Below are 19,279 nucleotides of genomic sequence, written 5' to 3' on the forward strand. Positions count from 1 at the left end.
CGTCCAATATCCAAGGTCTTCATCGCTGTGATAAATCCTTCATTAACATTTCCCAATATATCTGATTTATGTACCCTTACATTTTCCAGTATTACATCACTTGTGGGGCAGCCTATCATACCTAATTTCTTCTCTGGCTTGCCTGTGGAAACCCCTGGAAGTTTGGTATCTACAACAAATGTTGTAATCCCTCTCGTTCCCTTTGACATATCTGTTTTTGCAAAGACAACAACATAATCTGCTATGGGTGCTGCTGTAATAAAGGTCTTTCTTCCATTTAATATATAGTAGTCTCCATCTTCTTTTGCAGTTGTTTGAAGGGAACCTGCATCAGATCCTGCTCCAGGCTCTGTAAGTCCAAAGGAAAATATCTTTTCTCCGCTAATCATTGGAACTAAATACTTTTGTCTCTGTTCTTCTGTTCCAGAGATCAAAAATGGTGTACCCATCAATGAATTTGGGGAAGATAAAAATATACTTGCCACCCCTGACTTCCTTGATACTTCCTCCATAACCATGACATAAGAACGAAAATCTGCTTCAGCGCCACCATATTTTTTAGGCATCTTTATACCGAAGAAATTGGCTTTTGCCATCTTCTCAATGACTTCTTTAGGAAAATCTCCTGTTTCATCTACTTCAGCTGCAATAGGTGCCAACTCTTTTTCAGCAAACTCCTTTGCCAGCTTTCTAATTAGTTCATGCTTTTCTGTGAAAATCATATTTACCTCCTTATGATTACAAGTTGGCTGTAATAATAGCATCCCTTAAAATTTGAAGACATCTATATGGAATAATTATCTTAATTATTCCATATAGATTTTTAAAATGCTTATTTACTTATTGCCACTTCTTTTTTTGATGACATATCTTTAATCCATCTAAATAATACCGGAATAATAACAGTAACAATTGCAATATATCCTAGATATGAATAACCTTTAGCTACTAAAGGAATTAGTCCAAACTGAGCAATGGAAAAAGTTATTATTACATAGACAATTGAAGATATAATACTTCTCTTTTGCTCTTTAGACGCTCTAACTTCTTCCGATTCATTTCTTCCTAAATAGTTCACAATTCTACTAACAATACCATATATAAAGTTAACACCTGTCGATAGAGAACCTATTAGAATCAAGAATGAGATTAATGGAGTAAGAAATGCACCCCCTACACCAGCTTGCACCATAACTAGATTTGGTACAGCTTCTGTCAATATTCCTTCTGTATCATAAACAGAAATGATACCAAATACAGCAAGCATAATTATACCTGCATTAACTAAAAAACCTAAAGTCATACTTTTTTTAATCTCCCCAACTGATTTAAATGCTTTGGCATGTCCTATATATGCTCCTATAGCAAATACTTGGAATCCAGCATATAAACACATTTTCCATAAAGCTGAACCAACAGGAGCTGATCCAGCCTTAAGTACTGCATAGTTTGCACTTATCTTAGGTGCAAAGTATATAATATTAGGGATAAACACTGCTAGTATACCAACTATAATTAATATAGATACTATAGTAGCAGCCTTTCTAACAAGATCAGCACCAAAAATTGTTAATAAAAATATTGCTACTGCAATAATAAACGTACTTAATAAATAAGGTATGCCTATTAACTGAGTAAGAGTAGCGCCACCTGTAGCAAATGCTACAGCTGTTGCTACACATAATGTCAAGTTATAACTAAACTCGAATATTGGTGACATCACTTTTTTTGTTTTTCCGTAAAGCTCATCAGTAAATTCTCTATAGTCATTTAATTTATTTTCAAAACATAATTTAAATACTTTGTAAAAAATAACTGCTAAAATTAATTGTACAAGTATTGGTGTAAACACTGCATACCAACCATAATTAATAAAATAATCAATAATCTGTCTTCCAGCAGCAAATCCACCACCAAATTGTGTTGTAAACCATACGAATGCAACTGCTATATATACTGGTAAAGCTGATTTGTTTTTCATTCTAATTTCACCCCTAAAATTTATTCTGTTTTCTATACATACCTAATAATTAATCTGTTGTTAACTCTATATTTAGCAATAAGCTCCCAACATATCTGTAAATGTCTGTACCATAGTTCTTGCCTGTTCATAATTTCTCATCTGCTGATCAATTTCAATCATTATAGATGGTATCTCATTTTGGTCAAATAATTTTTTCATTATAGGATAATCATATTCTTCGGGGTCACAGAATTTAGTCATCAATACGATTACTCCATCTGCATTGTATTTTTTCACTTCGTCTACTATCATATGACCACGTTTTTTATCTGGGTCATACAATACTGAACATCCTTCCATAACTGAGATTTGCTTTGCAAGAGATTCCATGGGATCTTCGCATATTGGCACATTTGTCCTAAACTGACGAGATTCATGTGCAATATCATCAGCAACAATAGCTATCTTATTTTCTTCAAATATCTTCAAAATACTTGGACTATCTGCAATAATACCAGTTATAACTACTTTAAGCCCATCCCATTCCTCTTTAGGATGTTCTTTACATGCATCTATCAATTCTTGAACTATTTTTGTATGTGCTGGTTTATCCATGAAATAGCCACTCTTTATTACTGCATTTCTTTCACTGGGTGTTATAAGATGTGGATGTTCTCCAGCTATAACAACAAATTCTCTCATCACTTCTCTATGCTTGTTATATACATTAATTGCAGTTTTTAATTTATCATCTGTTATTTTATTCCCAGAAATTTGTTCTAATTTATCTTTTATCTTAGTGTATTGGGCTCTCAAGAACTCAACGCCAGCTTCCATCTTTCTGTTTTGGGGATGAATAACTGGGATAAATTCAACATTTTCTATTCCTTGATCCCAGTTCTGACCCATACATTTCAACGAGTCACAAAGTACAGGAATCATCATGCCTGATAATTGATCTAAATCGCCTCTCAATCCCATCTCTAAAGTTGTCTGTAATATTGAACAAATAAATGCAGGAAAATATTTCTTTGCTTGAGAAACCTCAATTTCCGATCCCCAAACACCAAAGGGAACCATATCTGCTGCATATACAAGTTCTTCAGGACAGTAAACAGGCATACAGCCTATTACTTTTTTCCCTTCACTTATGTATTTATCTAATCTAGCCTTAGGATTAGAAACGATTGTATCAAACTGTTTTAAAAGGTCTTTTACGTTGCTCATTATAGATTTCCCCCTCTCTTATTGGCTTCCATAACTTCATATAACCCTTGTATTCTAGTGTCATATTGTGCCTTAGAGAAATTTCTAGGATCTGCTTGATCTCCATCAAATGTTACAGTAGGGATGCCAGTTTCTTCACGAAGTCTTCTTTCTAATTCATACATAAATCCACTCCATTGTTTACAACTTCTATTAGTATGGATAACTGCTCCCTCACAATTATTCTTAGTTACAGCATCTACTCTCATCTTTAATGCCCTTTCAAAGGATATGGCATTTGGTACATAGGAATACGCTTTCATCATCTCATCTACATTGTTATAAATTACACCAAAGGCCTCTGCATAGACAGTTCCTACCATGTTGATATTGTATTCCATCAAAGTCGTCAATTTATGTCTTAAGTATGGCCAGCAAGCAATCCCTTCAAAAAGAATACGATGCTTTTCCTCGCCTCTATATGTTGACTTACCTTCTTTTACTGATTGTTCATATTCTTCAGCTAAAAGCTTAAATGCATCAGCTGCTTCTTGTTTTCCCCTTGCACAAACAGCAACTGCCATATGATTAAATAAATCAAATCCATTTAAAGGTGATGGGCTATATTTTGTGTATTCTGTAGCTTCAAGCCATGCTTTTGAAGATTCCTGAGATATCTTCATGACTTCTTCAAATCTCTCTCGAGAAAATTTCTTTCCTGTTATTCTTTCAAGTCTTACAATAGCTTCATCAAATTGAGCCCTTATATATTTAACTCTATCTTCAGATGTTTCAAATTCTGTATTATATGGTATATCTATTAAAATCATTGGTATATCTAACTCTTTTGCAATATTTTCATACCATTTAATCATTTGGTTACAGATATTGTTACAACAAAGCATGAAATCTGGTTGAGGCATATCAAGCTCTTTACATTCCTTCAGATCCATATAAGCAAGACTTATTCTTGCATAGGCACAAATATCATTTGAATAACCATTTGCCTCTGAATGTTCGCACATCCTCTGTCCTGCACCCTTTGCAGCTATTGCTGCAGCTTGGTTCTCAGGATAGACTACTGGAACTCCCAATGTTTCACAAATTTCTTGAGGGAAGTTAGATGCACACCATCCTACTTTTTCACCTCTTTTTTTTGCATCCCATGCAATCTTATAATGGTCTGCCAAAATATCTCTTAAGAGATATTTTGCCTTAGGACTCTTTGATTTTTGTTCTGACATTTTTTCCACTCCTTTTCCCTTTTATTGATAGATCATTACTAACTTTTTAAAAGTTCATAGGCATATAATGATGCTCCTAGAGCCCCTATCAACTGGGCTAACTCAGTTGTCTCTATTGAAACCTTTAATTCATCTTCAAGGGCCTTTAAAACACCTGAATTTTGTGCAACCCCTCCTGTCATAACCACTGGAGGTACTACACCTACTCTTTTCACAAGTCCTGCTACTCTGCTTGCAACAGAACGATGTATTCCCGCTACAATATCACACACATCAACTTCATTAGACAAATGAGATATAACCTCAGACTCTGCAAATACTGTACATGTAGAACTTATATCTATACGATTCTTCCACTTTTCACCTGTATCTGCAAGATTAGAAACATCTATTTCTAGTACACGGGACATCACATCTAAAAATCTACCTGTCCCTGCAGCACATTTATCATTCATGACAAAGTTCATCAATCTGCCATTTGAGGAAATTCTCAATGCCTTGGCATCTTGTCCTCCAATATCTATAAGGGTTTGGGCCTTTGGAAATATAAGATTGGCTCCCTTGGCATGACAGCTTAATTCACTCATCTGCTTATCCGCTAATTTTAATGTATTTCTTCCATATCCTGTAGCTACTATAGAGTCTATGTCTTCAAATGTCTTATCAGCCTTTTCAAGACATTCTTTCATAGCACGATTGGGTCCCGTAGTACCTGCACCTACAGATATAACAGACTGCCCCACAATCTCTTTTCCATTTTCTAAGATAATACACTTTGATGCCGTTGAACCTATGTCAACTCCCATTGTATATATATCACTCATATACTCCATCCTTTTACTTAAATTTATTTTATAGGCATAATTATTACAATATGCTTAAATAACAAAACTTGTAATACTCTTATTTGATATTATTTGTCTTCCCATACATATAAAGTATTATCTTCCATCATTGACTTGATTTCATCTTCTGAATATCCAATCTCTTTAAGTATTTCTGGCCCATGTTCACCTATAAGAGGTCCTCTATTGTAAGGTGTTGGTCCCATTTCTTGGAATTTAACCGGGTGTTTAACTAATATTCTTTCGCCTTTTGGATATTTCATCTTATAGAAACAATCATTTGCCCATGCCTGTTCATCTTCAAGTAATTCTTCCCAATTCTTAGCCAATGAGAAAGGAATATCAGCTTTAGTTAATATTTCTGACCATTCAGAATAATCTTTTTCTCCAAATTTAGCCATAACTTTGTCATAAACAGTAGTCCCTAAATTATTTTCGTGTAAATTTTGAACTGGAAAATACTTTTCATCTTCAGCCATATCATTTAATCCAAGCGCTTTAAGGAATTTTTTAAAATATGTGTTATAATCAGGCATACAAGTCTGAACATATCTGTTATCCTTAGTTAACCAACAAGCATTTAAAGGATTGCTAGCCTCTCTTATATTTATAGGATACTTAACTCCATAATCAGTATATTGAGCTGCTTGAATCATCATACCCATATTAAATACAGCACTTTCAAATAAACTTGTTTCAACTTTTTCTCCTTCACCAGTTAATTTAGCATGATATAATGCTGCTAAAATACCAGCTGCTAAATTTAAACCTACATTATGATCACCAAGTCCAGGAGCAACATTCATAGGCACATCTGATTTTTGTCTTAGATTTTCCAAATACCCCCCTCTTGCAAAAAAAGCAGTAAAATCAAATCCAGGAAGATCTTTGTCTGGACCATATTCACCATAACCTGTACATATACCATAAACTAAACTTGGATATTTATCTTTTAAACTTTCATAATCAATACCAGCTCTCTGTAAAGCTTGAATTCTCCAGTTAGTTATCAAAACATCCGCATCATCAAGTAATTTAAAGAAAGCTTCTTTACCTTTTGGATCTTTCATGTTTAATGATATACATCTCTTATTAGCATTTTCTAGCTCCCAAGTTGTATTTTCATACATATCAAGAGGCCTACCTTCTGTTGGTGCAGTATATCTTAGTGGATCTCCTTTAGCACTTTCAATCTTTATAACATCTGCTCCTAAGTCTGCAAAAAATCTCCCAGTAGTCGCAGCTGCAATAAAACTCGCAAGCTCGATTACTTTCACTCCTTCTAATGGTCTTTTTCTTGTACTCATTACATTACCTCCCATAAAATAATATTTAATGATATTACAATACTGACTTAATTAATGATATTTATTTTAATGTTTTATTAACAATCTCTTTAATTCTTTTCTATTATTTTTCTCTATTAAGTTTTGAAAAAGTTTTTTTATTTTATATCTACTTATTTGTTAGCTCTTAAATAATCTCTAGTCTTATGTTCTAATTTTGAATTTTTTTCCCTTATACAGCTATATATTGTCATTTTATTAACAATATATAGCTAAAAAAATGAAATATTTTTCATTTTCTTTATCATATTTTCTTTTAAAACATACTTCTTTACCTTTCCATTGGCAGTTATAGGAAATCCATCGCAAAATTCTATATATTTTGGTATTTTATAATGAGCTAATCTATCTGATAAAAAATCTTTAATCTCTTGTATCTCCAATTCGCACCCATCTTTTAACTGAATAGATGCAGCTACCTCTTCACCATAGCTCTCTTGAGGTACACCATATACTTGGGCATTCTTAATTTTTGGATGCTGGATTATACATTCTTCGATCTCCATAGGGCTTATATTTTCTCCACCTCTTATAATCATATCTTTAAGCCTTCCACATATATGATAATAGCCCTCATCATCTACAAAACCAATATCTCCTGTATGTAGCCATCCACCTCTATCGATAGCCCTTCTTGTGAGAATCTCATTTTTATAATAACCTTTCATCACATGATAACCCCTAGTACATAGTTCTCCTAAAACCCCGCTGGGACAATCTTTTCCAGTTTCTATATCCACAACCTTCATCTCTATATGGGGCAATGGTTTTCCTATGGTATTGACCTTTTTTTCTATTGGGTCGTCAGCAAAGGTCTGAGTACATCCTGGAGATGATTCCGTTTGTCCGTAGCCAATCTCTACTTCCTTCATACCTAATTTTTCAATAATCCCTCTAATGGTCTTTTCATTGCATGATGAACCTGCTACAATACCAGTTCTCAATGTTGAAAAATCATACTTATAAAAATCTGGATGCTCTAATATTCTACTAAACATCGTTGGCACACCATGAAGAGCTGTACACTCTAAACTACTGATGGTTTCCATAACCTTTATAGCTCTATAACATTCAACAAGCACCATCGTAGTACCACTTCCTATACAAAGTAAAATCCCTGCTGATAACCCGAAACAATGAAAAAATGGTACTGCTAAACAAAGTCTATCTTCATATGACAAATTAAGGACCTTCCCTGTATGATAAGAATTGTTAATCAAATTATAGTGGGTCAACATAACCCCTTTTTGAGTACTGGTAGTTCCCGATGTAAATTGAATGTTAATGACATCATGAGTGTCTAACATATCCATATAATAATTTAACTGGGCTTCAGTAATATCTTTAGCCATATAAAGAAGTTCTTCAATCTCTATGGCATTGGGACATTTTCTCAATCCAAAATGTATGAAATATTTTAACAGTGGTCCCAGCTTATTAAGACCTTTTAGAGCCCTCTCTCTAATCCTATGTATAATATCTATATAATCAATATCTCTAAAACCATCCATAAAAACGATAGCCTTTGCATCGGATTGTTCCAACAACCTTTCAACTTCTTCTAGACGATAATTAATATTTACTGTAACAGTACATACACCAATCTTACTAGCGGCTAAAAAACACAGTACCCACTCTAACTTGTTACTAGCCCAAATAGCCATATGATCACCTTTTCTCAGGCCAAGGGCTATCATGCCTTTAGCATACTCATCAGATAATTTATCTACCATTGACCAAGTGAAAACCTTTTCTTCTTCCTGACACATTATGGCTATATTATCCGGGAATGAGTTGGCAGTATCTTTGAGATATTTTCCAATTGTGGTATTCTTCAAACCCATACTAACACCCCGAAATTTTTATTGTGATTTTAATCTAATGGAACTAATGCATAATAATAACTTTTAGTTTTAAATTATAAATTTTATTGTTAAAAAAGCAACAAAACTATTTAAAAATTTTTATTTTTTTCTTTGTGTTATACATATTCGAATATGTTCTAGAACATATTCTAGAACGTGTTCTAATTTCTTAAGTTCATTATAACATGATTAAATAACATGTCAATGATTATTTTTGTATATTTTTTTTACACAATTGAAAGAGTTTGTATTTTCTCAATTTTATAGACATATAATTTTTTTATTAAATAGAAAAGCTGGAGTAGATTTTGAATTCAAAATCTACTCCAGCTTTTCTATTTAATAAATTTTTCTTTATTACATATTTACCATATTATATAGCTAAGGTCCTCAATAAAAAATCATATATAACTTTGGCAGTATCTACCACTGTATTTAAGTTTACATATTCATCAGACGTATGATAATTTTCACCATCAGGGCCAAATACAAATGTAGGTATTCCTACCCTAGAACCCAAGTAATTAAAGTCTCCTATACTAGAAAAATAGGCTATATTAGCATCTTTACCTGTAGCTTTCAATATACTTTCTTTAATAAGCTTTGTATAATGATTATCTTCCTCCACTGTATAAGGTTCAAATCCACCATTATCTGGATGAGGGGCATCCCTAAATGTCACTACTATATCTCCTTTTACGCCTGCCCTTTTAGCTGCATCTAATACTTCCTGTTTTATATACTCTTTATCTTCTCCTCTAACAACATGTCTAAATACTGTAAAAGATGCAGTATCAGCTACACTACAGGCTGCTCCGCCACCATCAGATGAAATTATACATATAGAACCCTTGCCTAATTTATCATCCTCTCTTAGTTCTGTATTTTTAAGCTCTAACATAAGTTTTGCAGACTCTACTATGGCACTTATTCCCAACTGTGGATTGGCTGCATGGGCTGATTTTCCCATTACATGAACTGTATAGTTCCATCCTCCTCTAGCTCCAAGACATAGGCAAGGAAAACTTACTCCTGAAAATCCACTACTGGGCTCTGGTACTATTGCAACATCAGCATGGTCTGTAATACCATCTAAGATAAGAGCATCTGTTCCCAATCCATATGGTCCTTCTTCATCAGACACAAATGTATATAGTATATTTCCTTTAAAGTGTTTAACTGTGTTTTTAAAGGCATTTACGGCTAACATTATGGCTGCTGAACCACTTTTCATATCTAAAGCACCAACACCATACATTTTATCTCCTTCTATTGTTGGATTTAATGGTTCTTTAGTCCAACCTTCACAGATTCCTACAGTATCTAAGTGTCCATTTAATAATATTGTTGGTCCGTCCTCTTTTCCATTAACTTCTCCTATCACATTTATACCTTGAAATTTAGTAACTTTATCTTCGGTATATCTATGATACTCTGCCGGTAATCCTTTGCTTTTTAGCCAATTATATGCAAAATCCATCACCTTTTCTTCCTTAAAATATGGACTATGGATTTTTACTAATTGGCTTAATAATACTTCTACATTTTCCCTATTAATATAGTTTTCCAATGTCACTTTCTTTCACACTCCCCCTAAATGTCTATTATATAATACCCTTATATAAACAGAGTATCACTGTCATGTTTTATAAGTCGTTTTATTTTATTATTCCATTGCCACCAAATCCACTTTTTCTACTCCTGGAATCGCCTTTATCATCTTTAATATAGTGTCAATATTAGTCATCAAATTTGATATATCAAAGGTTATACTAACATTGGCTATTTCGTTTATAGGTATATCTTGATTTATAGTAAGCACATTTGCCTTATTTTCTGAAATCATTTCTAATACCCTTGATAGTACACCCATTTTATGACTTAAAAGCAATGATATTGTAACTTTTTTCCCCCTAGTTCCTTCAGACAATGTAAACACATAATCCTTATATTTATAAAATGTACTCCTACTTATGCCCACTTTCTTCACTGCATCAGTTATACCTTTAACTTTATTAGTCTTAATCAAAAACTTAGCTTCCAGTACCTTTTCAAAAACATCTGGAAGAATCTCTTTATCTATAACCAAGTATTTGCCGTCCATATTTGCTCCTTTCCAACAAAAAATTTTATTTAATTATAGACACACCTTTATAATCTACATTAAGCTCTTTTAAATCCCATACACTATTGAGCCCTTCTAATTTCTTTTTTACTGCTTTTAATATATTATCATCTTCCTGCTGTACTGCAACTATTATTGTGGGGCCTGCACCGCTCAAAAATACTCCATAAGTATTCAACTTATTACATTCATCCAATATATAATTGAAATCTTCTATTAATGTCCCCCTATATTCTTGATGGAGCCTATCTTTAACCCCTACCTTCATCAAATCAAAATTCCCATTTATCATAGCTGTCAGCATAAGGGCTGTCCTTCCCACATTAAATACTGCATCCTTATGGGATACTGTATCAGGTAATATCTTTCTAGCTTCTTCTGTAGAGAGTTTAAAATTAGGAATCAGTGTGTAAAATTTAATACCTTTAGCTATATCTATATTATCATAATACACTTTATTATTTTCAGTAATTGAAACAGTCATTCCTCCAAATAATGCTGGTGTTATATTATCTGGATGCCCTTCTATCTTGGTTGCCAATTCTAAAATTTCTTCTTTTGAAAGCACATCGCCTCCCAACTCATTGGCCGCTACAACTCCTCCCAATATGCATGCAGCACTACTTCCCAATCCTCTAGATACAGGTATATCTGCTTTTATAATTATTCTTATTCCATTATATCTATACCCTATCTTTTCAAAACATTTCTTCATTGATGTAAAAACTAGATTATCTTCATTTGCAAAGGATGGATCACATCCTTCTATTATTAACCCATTCTCAATCTCTTCTATATAAAATTTATTGTAAAGATTAAGTGCAATCCCTAAACAATCAAATCCTGGACCAATATTTGCACTGGTAGCTGGTACTTTTATTTCTATCATGTTCATCACCTACAATCCCAAAATTTTTTCTACAGTATTTTTTATATTATTTCTTTTGCATGTATTTTTATGAAGTATCTCTTTTTTCTTTAATTCTAATATAGATTTGGGAACATCTATACTGGTCTTTTCAGCTAACATGTCTATAAGTCTAAAATCATCATAATCACTTTTTCCATCTATTGCAGTATAAACTGTTCTAGTAAATTTAAATGGGCTTGCAGTAGATGCTATAAGGGTTTTAGTGTTATTATCTTCTGTCTGTTTTATATATTTTTTATATACATTGTATGCTACTGCAGTATGGGGATCTATAACATACGATAATTCTTCATAGACATTTTTTATAGTTTCATATGTCTCCTGCTCAGTTGCAAATGCCCCATAAAAATCTTTTAAATTATGCTTAATAGATTCATCTACTTCATATACTCCATTATTTTTTAAATCTTCCATAAAGCTCTTAATTTTATCATAGTTATTCATACTAATATGATATAATAGCCTTTCTAAATTACTAGATATAAGTATATCCATAGAGGGAGATACTGTAGTCTTAAATTCTCTATTGATATCATATATTCCTGTATTTATAAAATCGGTAAGGATTTTATTTTCATTAGATGCACATATGAGTTTATTTATAGGTAAACCCATCATTTTGGCATAATATGCAGCCAATATGTTTCCAAAATTACCTGTAGGAACGACTATATTTATCTTCTCTTTTTCTTTTATCTCATTCTTGTTTAATAAATTCAGATATCCATATATATAATATACTATCTGTGGAACTAATCTTCCTATATTTATAGAATTAGCTGATGAAAATATATATCCTTTATCATTCAATCTATTATTGAAATCCCTATCTCCAAATATTTCTTTCACTGCATTTTGGGCATCATCAAAGTTCCCATCGATACCTACTACATGGGTATTTTCCCCTTTTTGAGTTATCATCTGTCTCTTTTGAATTTCACTTACTCCATCTTTTGGATAAAAAACTATAATTCTAACTCCTGTCACGTTGGCAAATCCTTCAAGGGCCGCTTTCCCAGTATCTCCCGATGTAGCTGTAAGTATTACAATCTCCTTATTAATATCTAACTTTTTAGCTGCTGTCTTCATAAAATGGGGCAATATTGTGAGTGCCATATCTTTAAATGCCAATGTTGGGCCATGGTATAATTCCATAAAATTAACTGTACCTCTATTCTCTACAGGAACTATATCATAATTATCAAACTTATCATCGTATGCATTATTTATACAATCAATTAATTCCTGATCATCAAAATCTGTAAGGTATTTTTTCAATATATAAAATGCCAACTCTTTGTAATCTAATTTCTTTAATTCACCCAATTCCCTATCTATTTTTGGTATATTCAATGGTATATATAATCCTCCATCATGGGCTATTCCCTTTATAATAGCCTCCGATGATTTTACATCTTTATTTTCACTTCTGGTACTTCCATATATCATATCCAATGTACATCACCCTTTATCAGTTTTAATCTTCATATCTTAGTGTAACATAAAATTTTAATAACTTTTTCACAAAAATATGTTGCTATATATATATATTATGTTATAATGTTTATCATAAAAAAACAAGTGTTTTTTATTTGCGTACATAATTTTTTAATTACAAAACAACTACTGAAAAAGAAAGGATGTTTTTTATGGCAAATTTAGGATTGTTAGGAATAGGTACTGTTGGGTCAGGTGTATATGAGATACTAAATGAAAGAAAAACAGAACTTGAATCCCTAACAGGTACTGATATAAATATAGAAAAAATTCTAGTTAGAGATATAAATAAAAAGAGAGACAATAACATTCCCTCATCTCTATTTACAGAAGAGCCAAAGGATATAATAGATAATCCAGATATAGATATTGTTGTAGAGGTCATGGGAGGTATACATCCCACCTTGGAATATATAACTACAGCATTAAAAAATGGTAAACATGTAGTTACAGCTAATAAAGCTGTGATTGCAAACCATACAAAGGAGCTTATAGAACTTGCAGATAAATATGATAGGGCATTATTGTTTGAGGCCAGTGTTGGTGGAGGTATCCCTGTTCTAAAGCCATTAAAGCAGGCCTCAAGTATAAATAATATAGAAAAAATACAAGGCATATTAAATGGAACAACCAACTTCATATTAAGCAAAATGACAGATGAAAATCTAGGGTTTGATGAAGCATTGGACTTAGCCCATAAGCTAGGATATGCTGAAGCAGATCCCACCGATGATATAGAAGGATATGATGCAGCAAGAAAGGTAGCCATATTATCTTCTATAGCATTTAAATCTTATGTTGGCTTTAATGATGTAGTATGTAGAGGAATAACCAATGTCAATATACTGGATATAGAACTCTTTAAATCTCTAGGTCTTGTAGTAAAGCTATTGGGTAACTCTATTAAATGTGGAAACAATTTTTCTGCATCGGTTGAGCCTGTATTGGTAGATGCAAATTCCCAACTAGGTAATGTAAATGATGCCTTCAATGTAGTTTCTGTGGAAGGGGATTTTGTAGGTGAATTACAGTTTTATGGTCAAGGTGCTGGTAAGGGGCCTACAGCCAATGCAGTAGTGTCAGATATATTAGATATACTGAATAAAGAATATAAATCCTACTCTCTTAAAAACTCTAATAATCTTACTCCGTCTGGAGTTAGACTATTCAAGGGACAGTACTATTTAAGACTCTCTACCGATGATAAAAGCAAGTATACTAAAATTATAAATATATTAAAGAAAAGCGATATAGAATATTCTATTATCTATATGGAAAAAGATCTTGCATTACTTACTGAATCAATCTCTGCAAATGTAATGGAAGATATAGTCAAAGAACTAGATGTTCCTAATAAAGCTCTTTGTTATTTAAGGATAGAGAAAAAAATTGAACTTTCAAACGTATCTCAATTGGCAGTATAGTGCTCTAGTTAAGGGAGGAATTAACTTTGGAAAATATCATTGTACAAAAATATGGAGGAACCTCTGTAGGTTCTGTTGATAAAGTTAAAGCTGTAGCAAAAAAAATTGTTAATAGAAAAAGAGAAGGAAATCATATAATCGTAATTGTCTCGGCAATGGGCAATACCACTAATAATTTAATTAAAAAGGCCAACCAAATAAACTCAAATCCTTCTAGTAGGGAAATGGATATGTTATTATCCACAGGAGAACAGATATCTATATCCTTACTAGCTATGGCCATTGAGACTTTAAAAGAAAAGGTCGTCTCTTTAACTGGTCAACAATGTGGTATAATTACAGATTGCAACCATAAAAAAGCAAAAATTGAAAAAATAGATAATGAAAGGATTATAAGAGAATTAAAAGAAAATAAAATAGTTATAGTTGCAGGTTTTCAAGGAGTTAATAGAAATATGGATATAACTACATTGGGTAGAGGTGGATCTGATACTACAGCTGTAGCCATAGCAGCAGCAGTTAAAGCTAAAAAATGTGAAATATATACCGATGTAGATGGAGTATATACAGCAGATCCTAGATTTGTTCCAAATGCACAATTATTAGATAAAATTTCATATGACGAAATGCTTGAATTGGCCAGTTTAGGAGCCAAGGTACTTCATCCCCGTTCCGTAGAATTGGCAAGGAAGTTCAATATTCCATTAGCAGTGAGATCTAGTTTTAATGATAGTAAAGGAACAGAAATTGTGGAGGTGAATAAAGTGGAAAAAGTATTGGTTAGAGGCATATCAATAGATAATGAAATAGTAAAAATTGCAGTTTTAGAAGTTCCTGACAAACCCGGTATTGCATTTAAATTGTTTTCTACTTTGGCAAAAAATAATATACATGTAGATATGATTATACAAAATATAAATAGGAAATCAATTAATGACATTACTTTTACTGTCAATAATGATGACTTAAAGGAAGCTCTACGAATAGCCAATGAAATAGCCAGTGAAATAGGTGCAAAATCAGTGATATATGATGAAAATGTCTCTAAATTATCAGTGGTAGGCACAGGTATAGCAGGAAATTCAGAAGTTGCATCCACATTTTTTGAATCCCTTTATGATTTAAAAATAAATATACAAATGATAAGTACTTCAGAAATAAAAATCTCATGTATTATAGATAAAGACGGTAGTCTTAATGCATTCCAATATCTTCATGATAAATTCAGGCTTGGTAATAATATAGATACTATAAATGAAGCTATTTAATAAAGAAGCTAGTAGTTAATGATATAATCAGAGAACCAAAGGTTCTCATCATTAAACTACTAGCTTCTAACCATTACCTACTAACTTTTCTTATAACTTTAATTTTTAAAGCTATGAATAGGTGCTGGAATCCTTCCTCCTCTATATACAAAATCCTTACTAGAGAATTTACTCACATCCATTATAGGAGCTCTTCCCAATAGACCCCCAAATTCAACTACTTCTCCTGATTTTTTGCCTATAACAGGAATTATCCTAACTGCTGTAGTCTTATTATTTATAACTCCTATAGCCATTTCATCAGCTATCATTGCAGATATGGTCTCCCAAGGTGTATCTCCAGGAATAGCTATCATATCTAATCCCACAGAACATACACAAGTCATAGCTTCGAGTTTTTCTATATTCAAAGAACCTGCATTAACAGCATCTATCATACCAGCATCTTCACTTACAGGTATAAATGCACCACTAAGTCCTCCAACATGACTACATGCCATTACTCCACCTTTCTTTACAGCATCGTTTAATAATGCCAATGCCGCTGTTGTGCCATGGGCTCCACAACTTTCAATACCTATTTCTTCTAATATATGTGCGACACTATCTCCAACTGCAGGTGTAGGTGCCAATGATAAATCTATAATTCCAAAGGGCATATCTAGCCTTTTAGATGCCTCTTTAGCAACCAATTCACCCATCCTAGTTATCTTAAATGCTGTCTTCTTTATAGTTTCAGATACAACATCAAAACTCTGACCCTTAACCTTTTCTAATGCACATTTAACAACCCCTGGTCCACTAATACCTACATTTATTACATTCTCTGGTTGTCCTACTCCATGGAATGCACCAGCCATAAATGGATTGTCCTCTACTGCATTGGCAAAAACAACAAATTTAGCACATCCTAATCCATCATTATCTTTGGTTATCTCCGCTGTTTCCTTTATAATCTTTCCCATTTCCTTTACTGCATCCATATTTATACCTTCTTTAGTAGATGCCACATTTACAGAGGAACACACTACATCAGTAACACTTAGCGCCTCGGGTATAGACTGTATAAGGGTCCTATCTCCGTTAGTATAACCCTTTTGGACTAAAGATGAAAAACCTCCGATAAAATCCACCCCTACTTCTTTAGCTGCCTTATCTAAAATCTTTGCATACTCTACATAATTATTATCATTAGATGCACCAGCTACTATAGATATGGGCGTAACCGATATACGTTTATTTATTATGGGAATACCATATTCTGTCTCTATATCTTCACCAGTCTTTACTAAGTTTTCAGCAAGGGTAGTTATTTTATCATAAATCTTTCTCCTTGTACTTTCTCCACTTCCATTAATGCAGTCAAGAAGAGATATACCCATAGTTATTGTTCTAATATCTAGTTTTTCATTTTCTATCATTTTTATAGTTTCTAATATCTTATTAGTATTCATATCAATAACTCCTTCTTAAATATTGTGCATTTCATTAAATATATCTTCTCGCTGTATTTTTATAGAAACAGAAAGTTCTTTTCCCTTTTCTTCAAGCCTGTCCTTTAAATTCATAAAGGGTATGTTCATTTGAGATATATCTACTAACATGATCATAGTAAAATATTCTTGAAGAATAGTTTGGGTAATATCTAATATATTTATATTTTCATTAGACAACTCTTTACTTACTCCTGCTATTATACCTTTTTTATCTTTTCCTACAACAGTTATTATAGCTCTCATGTTTAACCTCCTCAATCACATATTTCAAAAATGTCATAATTATATATGAAATATATTATTGCATTTCTATTGATTTGTAAAGGTTTAAACAATAGAGTTATTAAATAATTTACATAAATCCAATACCCTTTAAGAATACTAATGCTATTCCTATTGGAGCTACTATCTTTATTAATACATTGAATGCTCCCATATAGGCCACTTTAAGGGTTCCACCATTGGTAATTTCATCTCTAATAGCATTTTTATCCATAAACCATCCCACAAAAATACTTATAATAAATGCCCCTATTGTTAAGAAGAAACTAGATGTCACAAAATCGAGAAAATCAAATAAATTATATCCAAAGAAATCTATATGGGATATGGTTCCATTGGATAGTGATGCAAAAACTCCCAATAGTGATATCAACGATGCTATCAATATAGTAGTCTTTTTTCTAGACATATTAAATTCCTCTGTTACATACGCAACTACTACCTCCATCAGAGACATAGTAGAAGTTAAAGCTGCAACTGCCAATAGCATAAAGAATAATATTCCAAATATTTGTCCCCCTGCCATTTGATTAAATACATTTGGTAAAGTAATAAATACTAATCCCGGTCCACTATTAGGATCTATCCCAAATGCAAAAACTGCTGGAAATATAGCTATACCTGCAAGTAATGCTATAAGTGTATCCGCAATACTTACGCTGAGTGCTGTTGTGCCTAAATTTTCTTTTTTCCCTATATATGATCCATAGGTTATCATTATACCCATACCCAAACTCATAGAGAAAAATGCCTGCCCCAATGCAGCCAATACCATATCAGGTTTAATCTTAGAAAAGTCTGGACTAAATAAAAAGCTTAGTCCTTGCGAAGCTCCATTTAAAGTTACTGCCCTTATATCCAATATAATTATAATTACTAACAACATTGGCATAAGTACCTTTGCAAATTTTTCTATACCATCGCTGACCCCAGTAAGAACTATGCCTGCTGTCAATGCCATAAATATCAACTGAAAGACCACAGGTTTTACTGGATTAGATATAAGTGTCGTAAACATCTGCTCTAATTCTACTGGACTTTTGCCTGCAAATCCATTTGTTAAACTCTTTAATATATAATCCAATGTCCATCCTGCTATAACACCATAAAATGATAAAATAATAAATGCCGCTGCTACTCCTAACCAACCTGCCAATACCCATGGTGTTCCTGGTACTAATTTTTTAAAAGCACCTATGGCATTCCTTTGAGATCTTCTCCCTACTACAAACTCTGCAAGCATTACAGGAAGCCCCACAGCTATTATACATATTAGATATACAAATAAAAATGCTGCTCCTCCATTTTCTCCAGTGAGATATGGAAACCTCCATATATTCCCTAAACCTATAGCAGATCCTGCTGCTGCTGCTATTATCCCTAATTTGCTACCAAATCCATCCCTTTGTCCTTTGTTTCCCAATTCATATCATCCTTTCTATATTCCATTCTGAATAATTGTTATTTTCTGAATATATCTTTTGTTAAGTATTTCCCTCCTCTTTTATATAATAAAAAAATCCTTCATCCCAATAGAATATCACTATATTCCATAGGGGTGAAGGATTGTCTCCACGGTACCACCCTAAATCACAAACTAACATTGTCTCTTTATCAGGTCAAATAACCATATAGTTATATATCGGTAACAACCGTTTAGAATTAATCAATCTTAAGACCTTTCACCCTAAAAGCTCTGGAGTGATCATTACATATCTCTCTTAACACTGAATTCCACCATACATCAGCTCTCTATAGTTAAAATAAAGATATCTTTCTCTCCATCT

Annotated in this window: 16 protein-coding genes and 1 other annotated feature (1 of these 17 cut by a window edge); of the genes, 2 read left to right on the plus strand and 14 right to left on the minus strand. The window is 32.8% G+C overall.

All coding sequences use genetic code 11. The features are described from left to right. The 11 genes from Q326_RS0107880 to thrC form a co-directional block, all read right to left on the minus strand. A partial coding sequence (locus Q326_RS0107880; RefSeq protein ID WP_026894883.1) for an acyl-CoA dehydrogenase family protein occupies positions 1–722 on the minus strand: 722 nt, incomplete at its 3' end. Between the two features lie 110 nt (positions 723–832). Then, complete coding sequence (locus Q326_RS0107885) at positions 833–1,981, minus strand: YkvI family membrane protein (protein ID WP_026894884.1); 1,149 nt, start codon at positions 1,979–1,981, stop codon at positions 833–835. A 72-nt stretch (positions 1,982–2,053) separates the two neighbouring features. Continuing rightward, positions 2,054–3,190 (minus strand): 2-hydroxyacyl-CoA dehydratase subunit D, encoded by a 1,137-nt coding sequence (locus Q326_RS0107890; RefSeq protein ID WP_026894885.1) that lies wholly within the window; start codon positions 3,188–3,190, stop codon positions 2,054–2,056. Then, the gene (locus tag Q326_RS0107895; RefSeq protein ID WP_026894886.1) at positions 3,190–4,413 is read right to left on the minus strand and encodes a 2-hydroxyacyl-CoA dehydratase subunit D; all 1,224 of its coding nucleotides are present in this window, start codon (positions 4,411–4,413) and stop codon (positions 3,190–3,192) included. Before Q326_RS0107895 ends, Q326_RS0107890 begins: the two co-directional genes overlap by 1 nt. A gap of 38 nt (positions 4,414–4,451) precedes the next feature. Beyond that, the gene (locus tag Q326_RS0107900) at positions 4,452–5,237 is read right to left on the minus strand and encodes an acyl-CoA dehydratase activase (protein ID WP_026894887.1); all 786 of its coding nucleotides are present in this window, start codon (positions 5,235–5,237) and stop codon (positions 4,452–4,454) included. Positions 5,238–5,326: 89 nt separating this feature from the next. Then, positions 5,327–6,565 carry a CaiB/BaiF CoA transferase family protein gene (locus tag Q326_RS0107905; RefSeq protein ID WP_026894888.1) on the minus strand — a complete coding sequence of 413 codons (1,239 nt, stop codon included), beginning with the start codon at positions 6,563–6,565 and terminating at the stop codon, positions 5,327–5,329. Between the two features lie 251 nt (positions 6,566–6,816). Then, a complete protein-coding gene (locus Q326_RS0107910; RefSeq protein WP_026894889.1) occupies positions 6,817–8,448 on the minus strand; it encodes an AMP-binding protein in 1,632 nt (543 codons plus the stop codon). 394 nt (positions 8,449–8,842) lie between these two features. Continuing rightward, positions 8,843–10,045, minus strand: coding sequence for a M20 family metallopeptidase (locus tag Q326_RS0107915; RefSeq protein ID WP_205687660.1), 1,203 nt, complete (start codon positions 10,043–10,045; stop codon positions 8,843–8,845). A 90-nt stretch (positions 10,046–10,135) separates the two neighbouring features. Then, positions 10,136–10,573: an ACT domain-containing protein gene (locus Q326_RS0107920; protein ID WP_026894891.1), complete on the minus strand. Its 438-nt coding sequence runs from the start codon at positions 10,571–10,573 to the stop codon at positions 10,136–10,138. Between the two features lie 25 nt (positions 10,574–10,598). Beyond that, positions 10,599–11,489, minus strand: a complete 891-nt coding sequence (gene thrB / locus Q326_RS0107925) for a homoserine kinase (RefSeq protein WP_250160325.1) — start codon at positions 11,487–11,489, stop codon at positions 10,599–10,601. A gap of 3 nt (positions 11,490–11,492) precedes the next feature. Beyond that, entirely contained in the window at positions 11,493–12,974 is a 1,482-nt protein-coding gene (gene thrC, locus Q326_RS0107930) for a threonine synthase (protein ID WP_026894893.1), read from the minus strand. Between the two features lie 200 nt (positions 12,975–13,174). Here thrC and Q326_RS0107935 point away from each other — a divergent pair, with 200 nt between their 5' ends. Then, on the plus strand, positions 13,175–14,446 hold the full coding sequence (locus Q326_RS0107935) for a homoserine dehydrogenase (RefSeq protein WP_051531305.1): 1,272 nt from the start codon (positions 13,175–13,177) through the stop codon (positions 14,444–14,446). A 26-nt stretch (positions 14,447–14,472) separates the two neighbouring features. After that, a complete protein-coding gene (locus tag Q326_RS0107940; protein WP_026894895.1) occupies positions 14,473–15,714 on the plus strand; it encodes an aspartate kinase in 1,242 nt (413 codons plus the stop codon). Between the two features lie 98 nt (positions 15,715–15,812). On the opposite strand, the gene Q326_RS0107945 is transcribed toward Q326_RS0107940, so the two are convergent. The 3 genes from Q326_RS0107945 to Q326_RS0107955 form a co-directional block, all read right to left on the minus strand. Further along, entirely contained in the window at positions 15,813–17,168 is a 1,356-nt protein-coding gene (locus tag Q326_RS0107945; RefSeq protein WP_026894896.1) for a PFL family protein, read from the minus strand. A 15-nt stretch (positions 17,169–17,183) separates the two neighbouring features. Then, positions 17,184–17,453 (minus strand): ACT domain-containing protein, encoded by a 270-nt coding sequence (locus Q326_RS0107950; protein ID WP_026894897.1) that lies wholly within the window; start codon positions 17,451–17,453, stop codon positions 17,184–17,186. A gap of 109 nt (positions 17,454–17,562) precedes the next feature. Continuing rightward, positions 17,563–18,915: a sodium-dependent transporter gene (locus Q326_RS0107955; protein ID WP_026894898.1), complete on the minus strand. Its 1,353-nt coding sequence runs from the start codon at positions 18,913–18,915 to the stop codon at positions 17,563–17,565. A 128-nt stretch (positions 18,916–19,043) separates the two neighbouring features. Next, positions 19,044–19,279 (minus strand) — a binding site (T-box leader); it runs 10 nt beyond the window's last position.

The organism is Clostridiisalibacter paucivorans DSM 22131 (assembly GCF_000620125.1).
Taxonomy (GTDB): domain Bacteria; phylum Bacillota; class Clostridia; order Tissierellales; family Clostridiisalibacteraceae; genus Clostridiisalibacter; species Clostridiisalibacter paucivorans.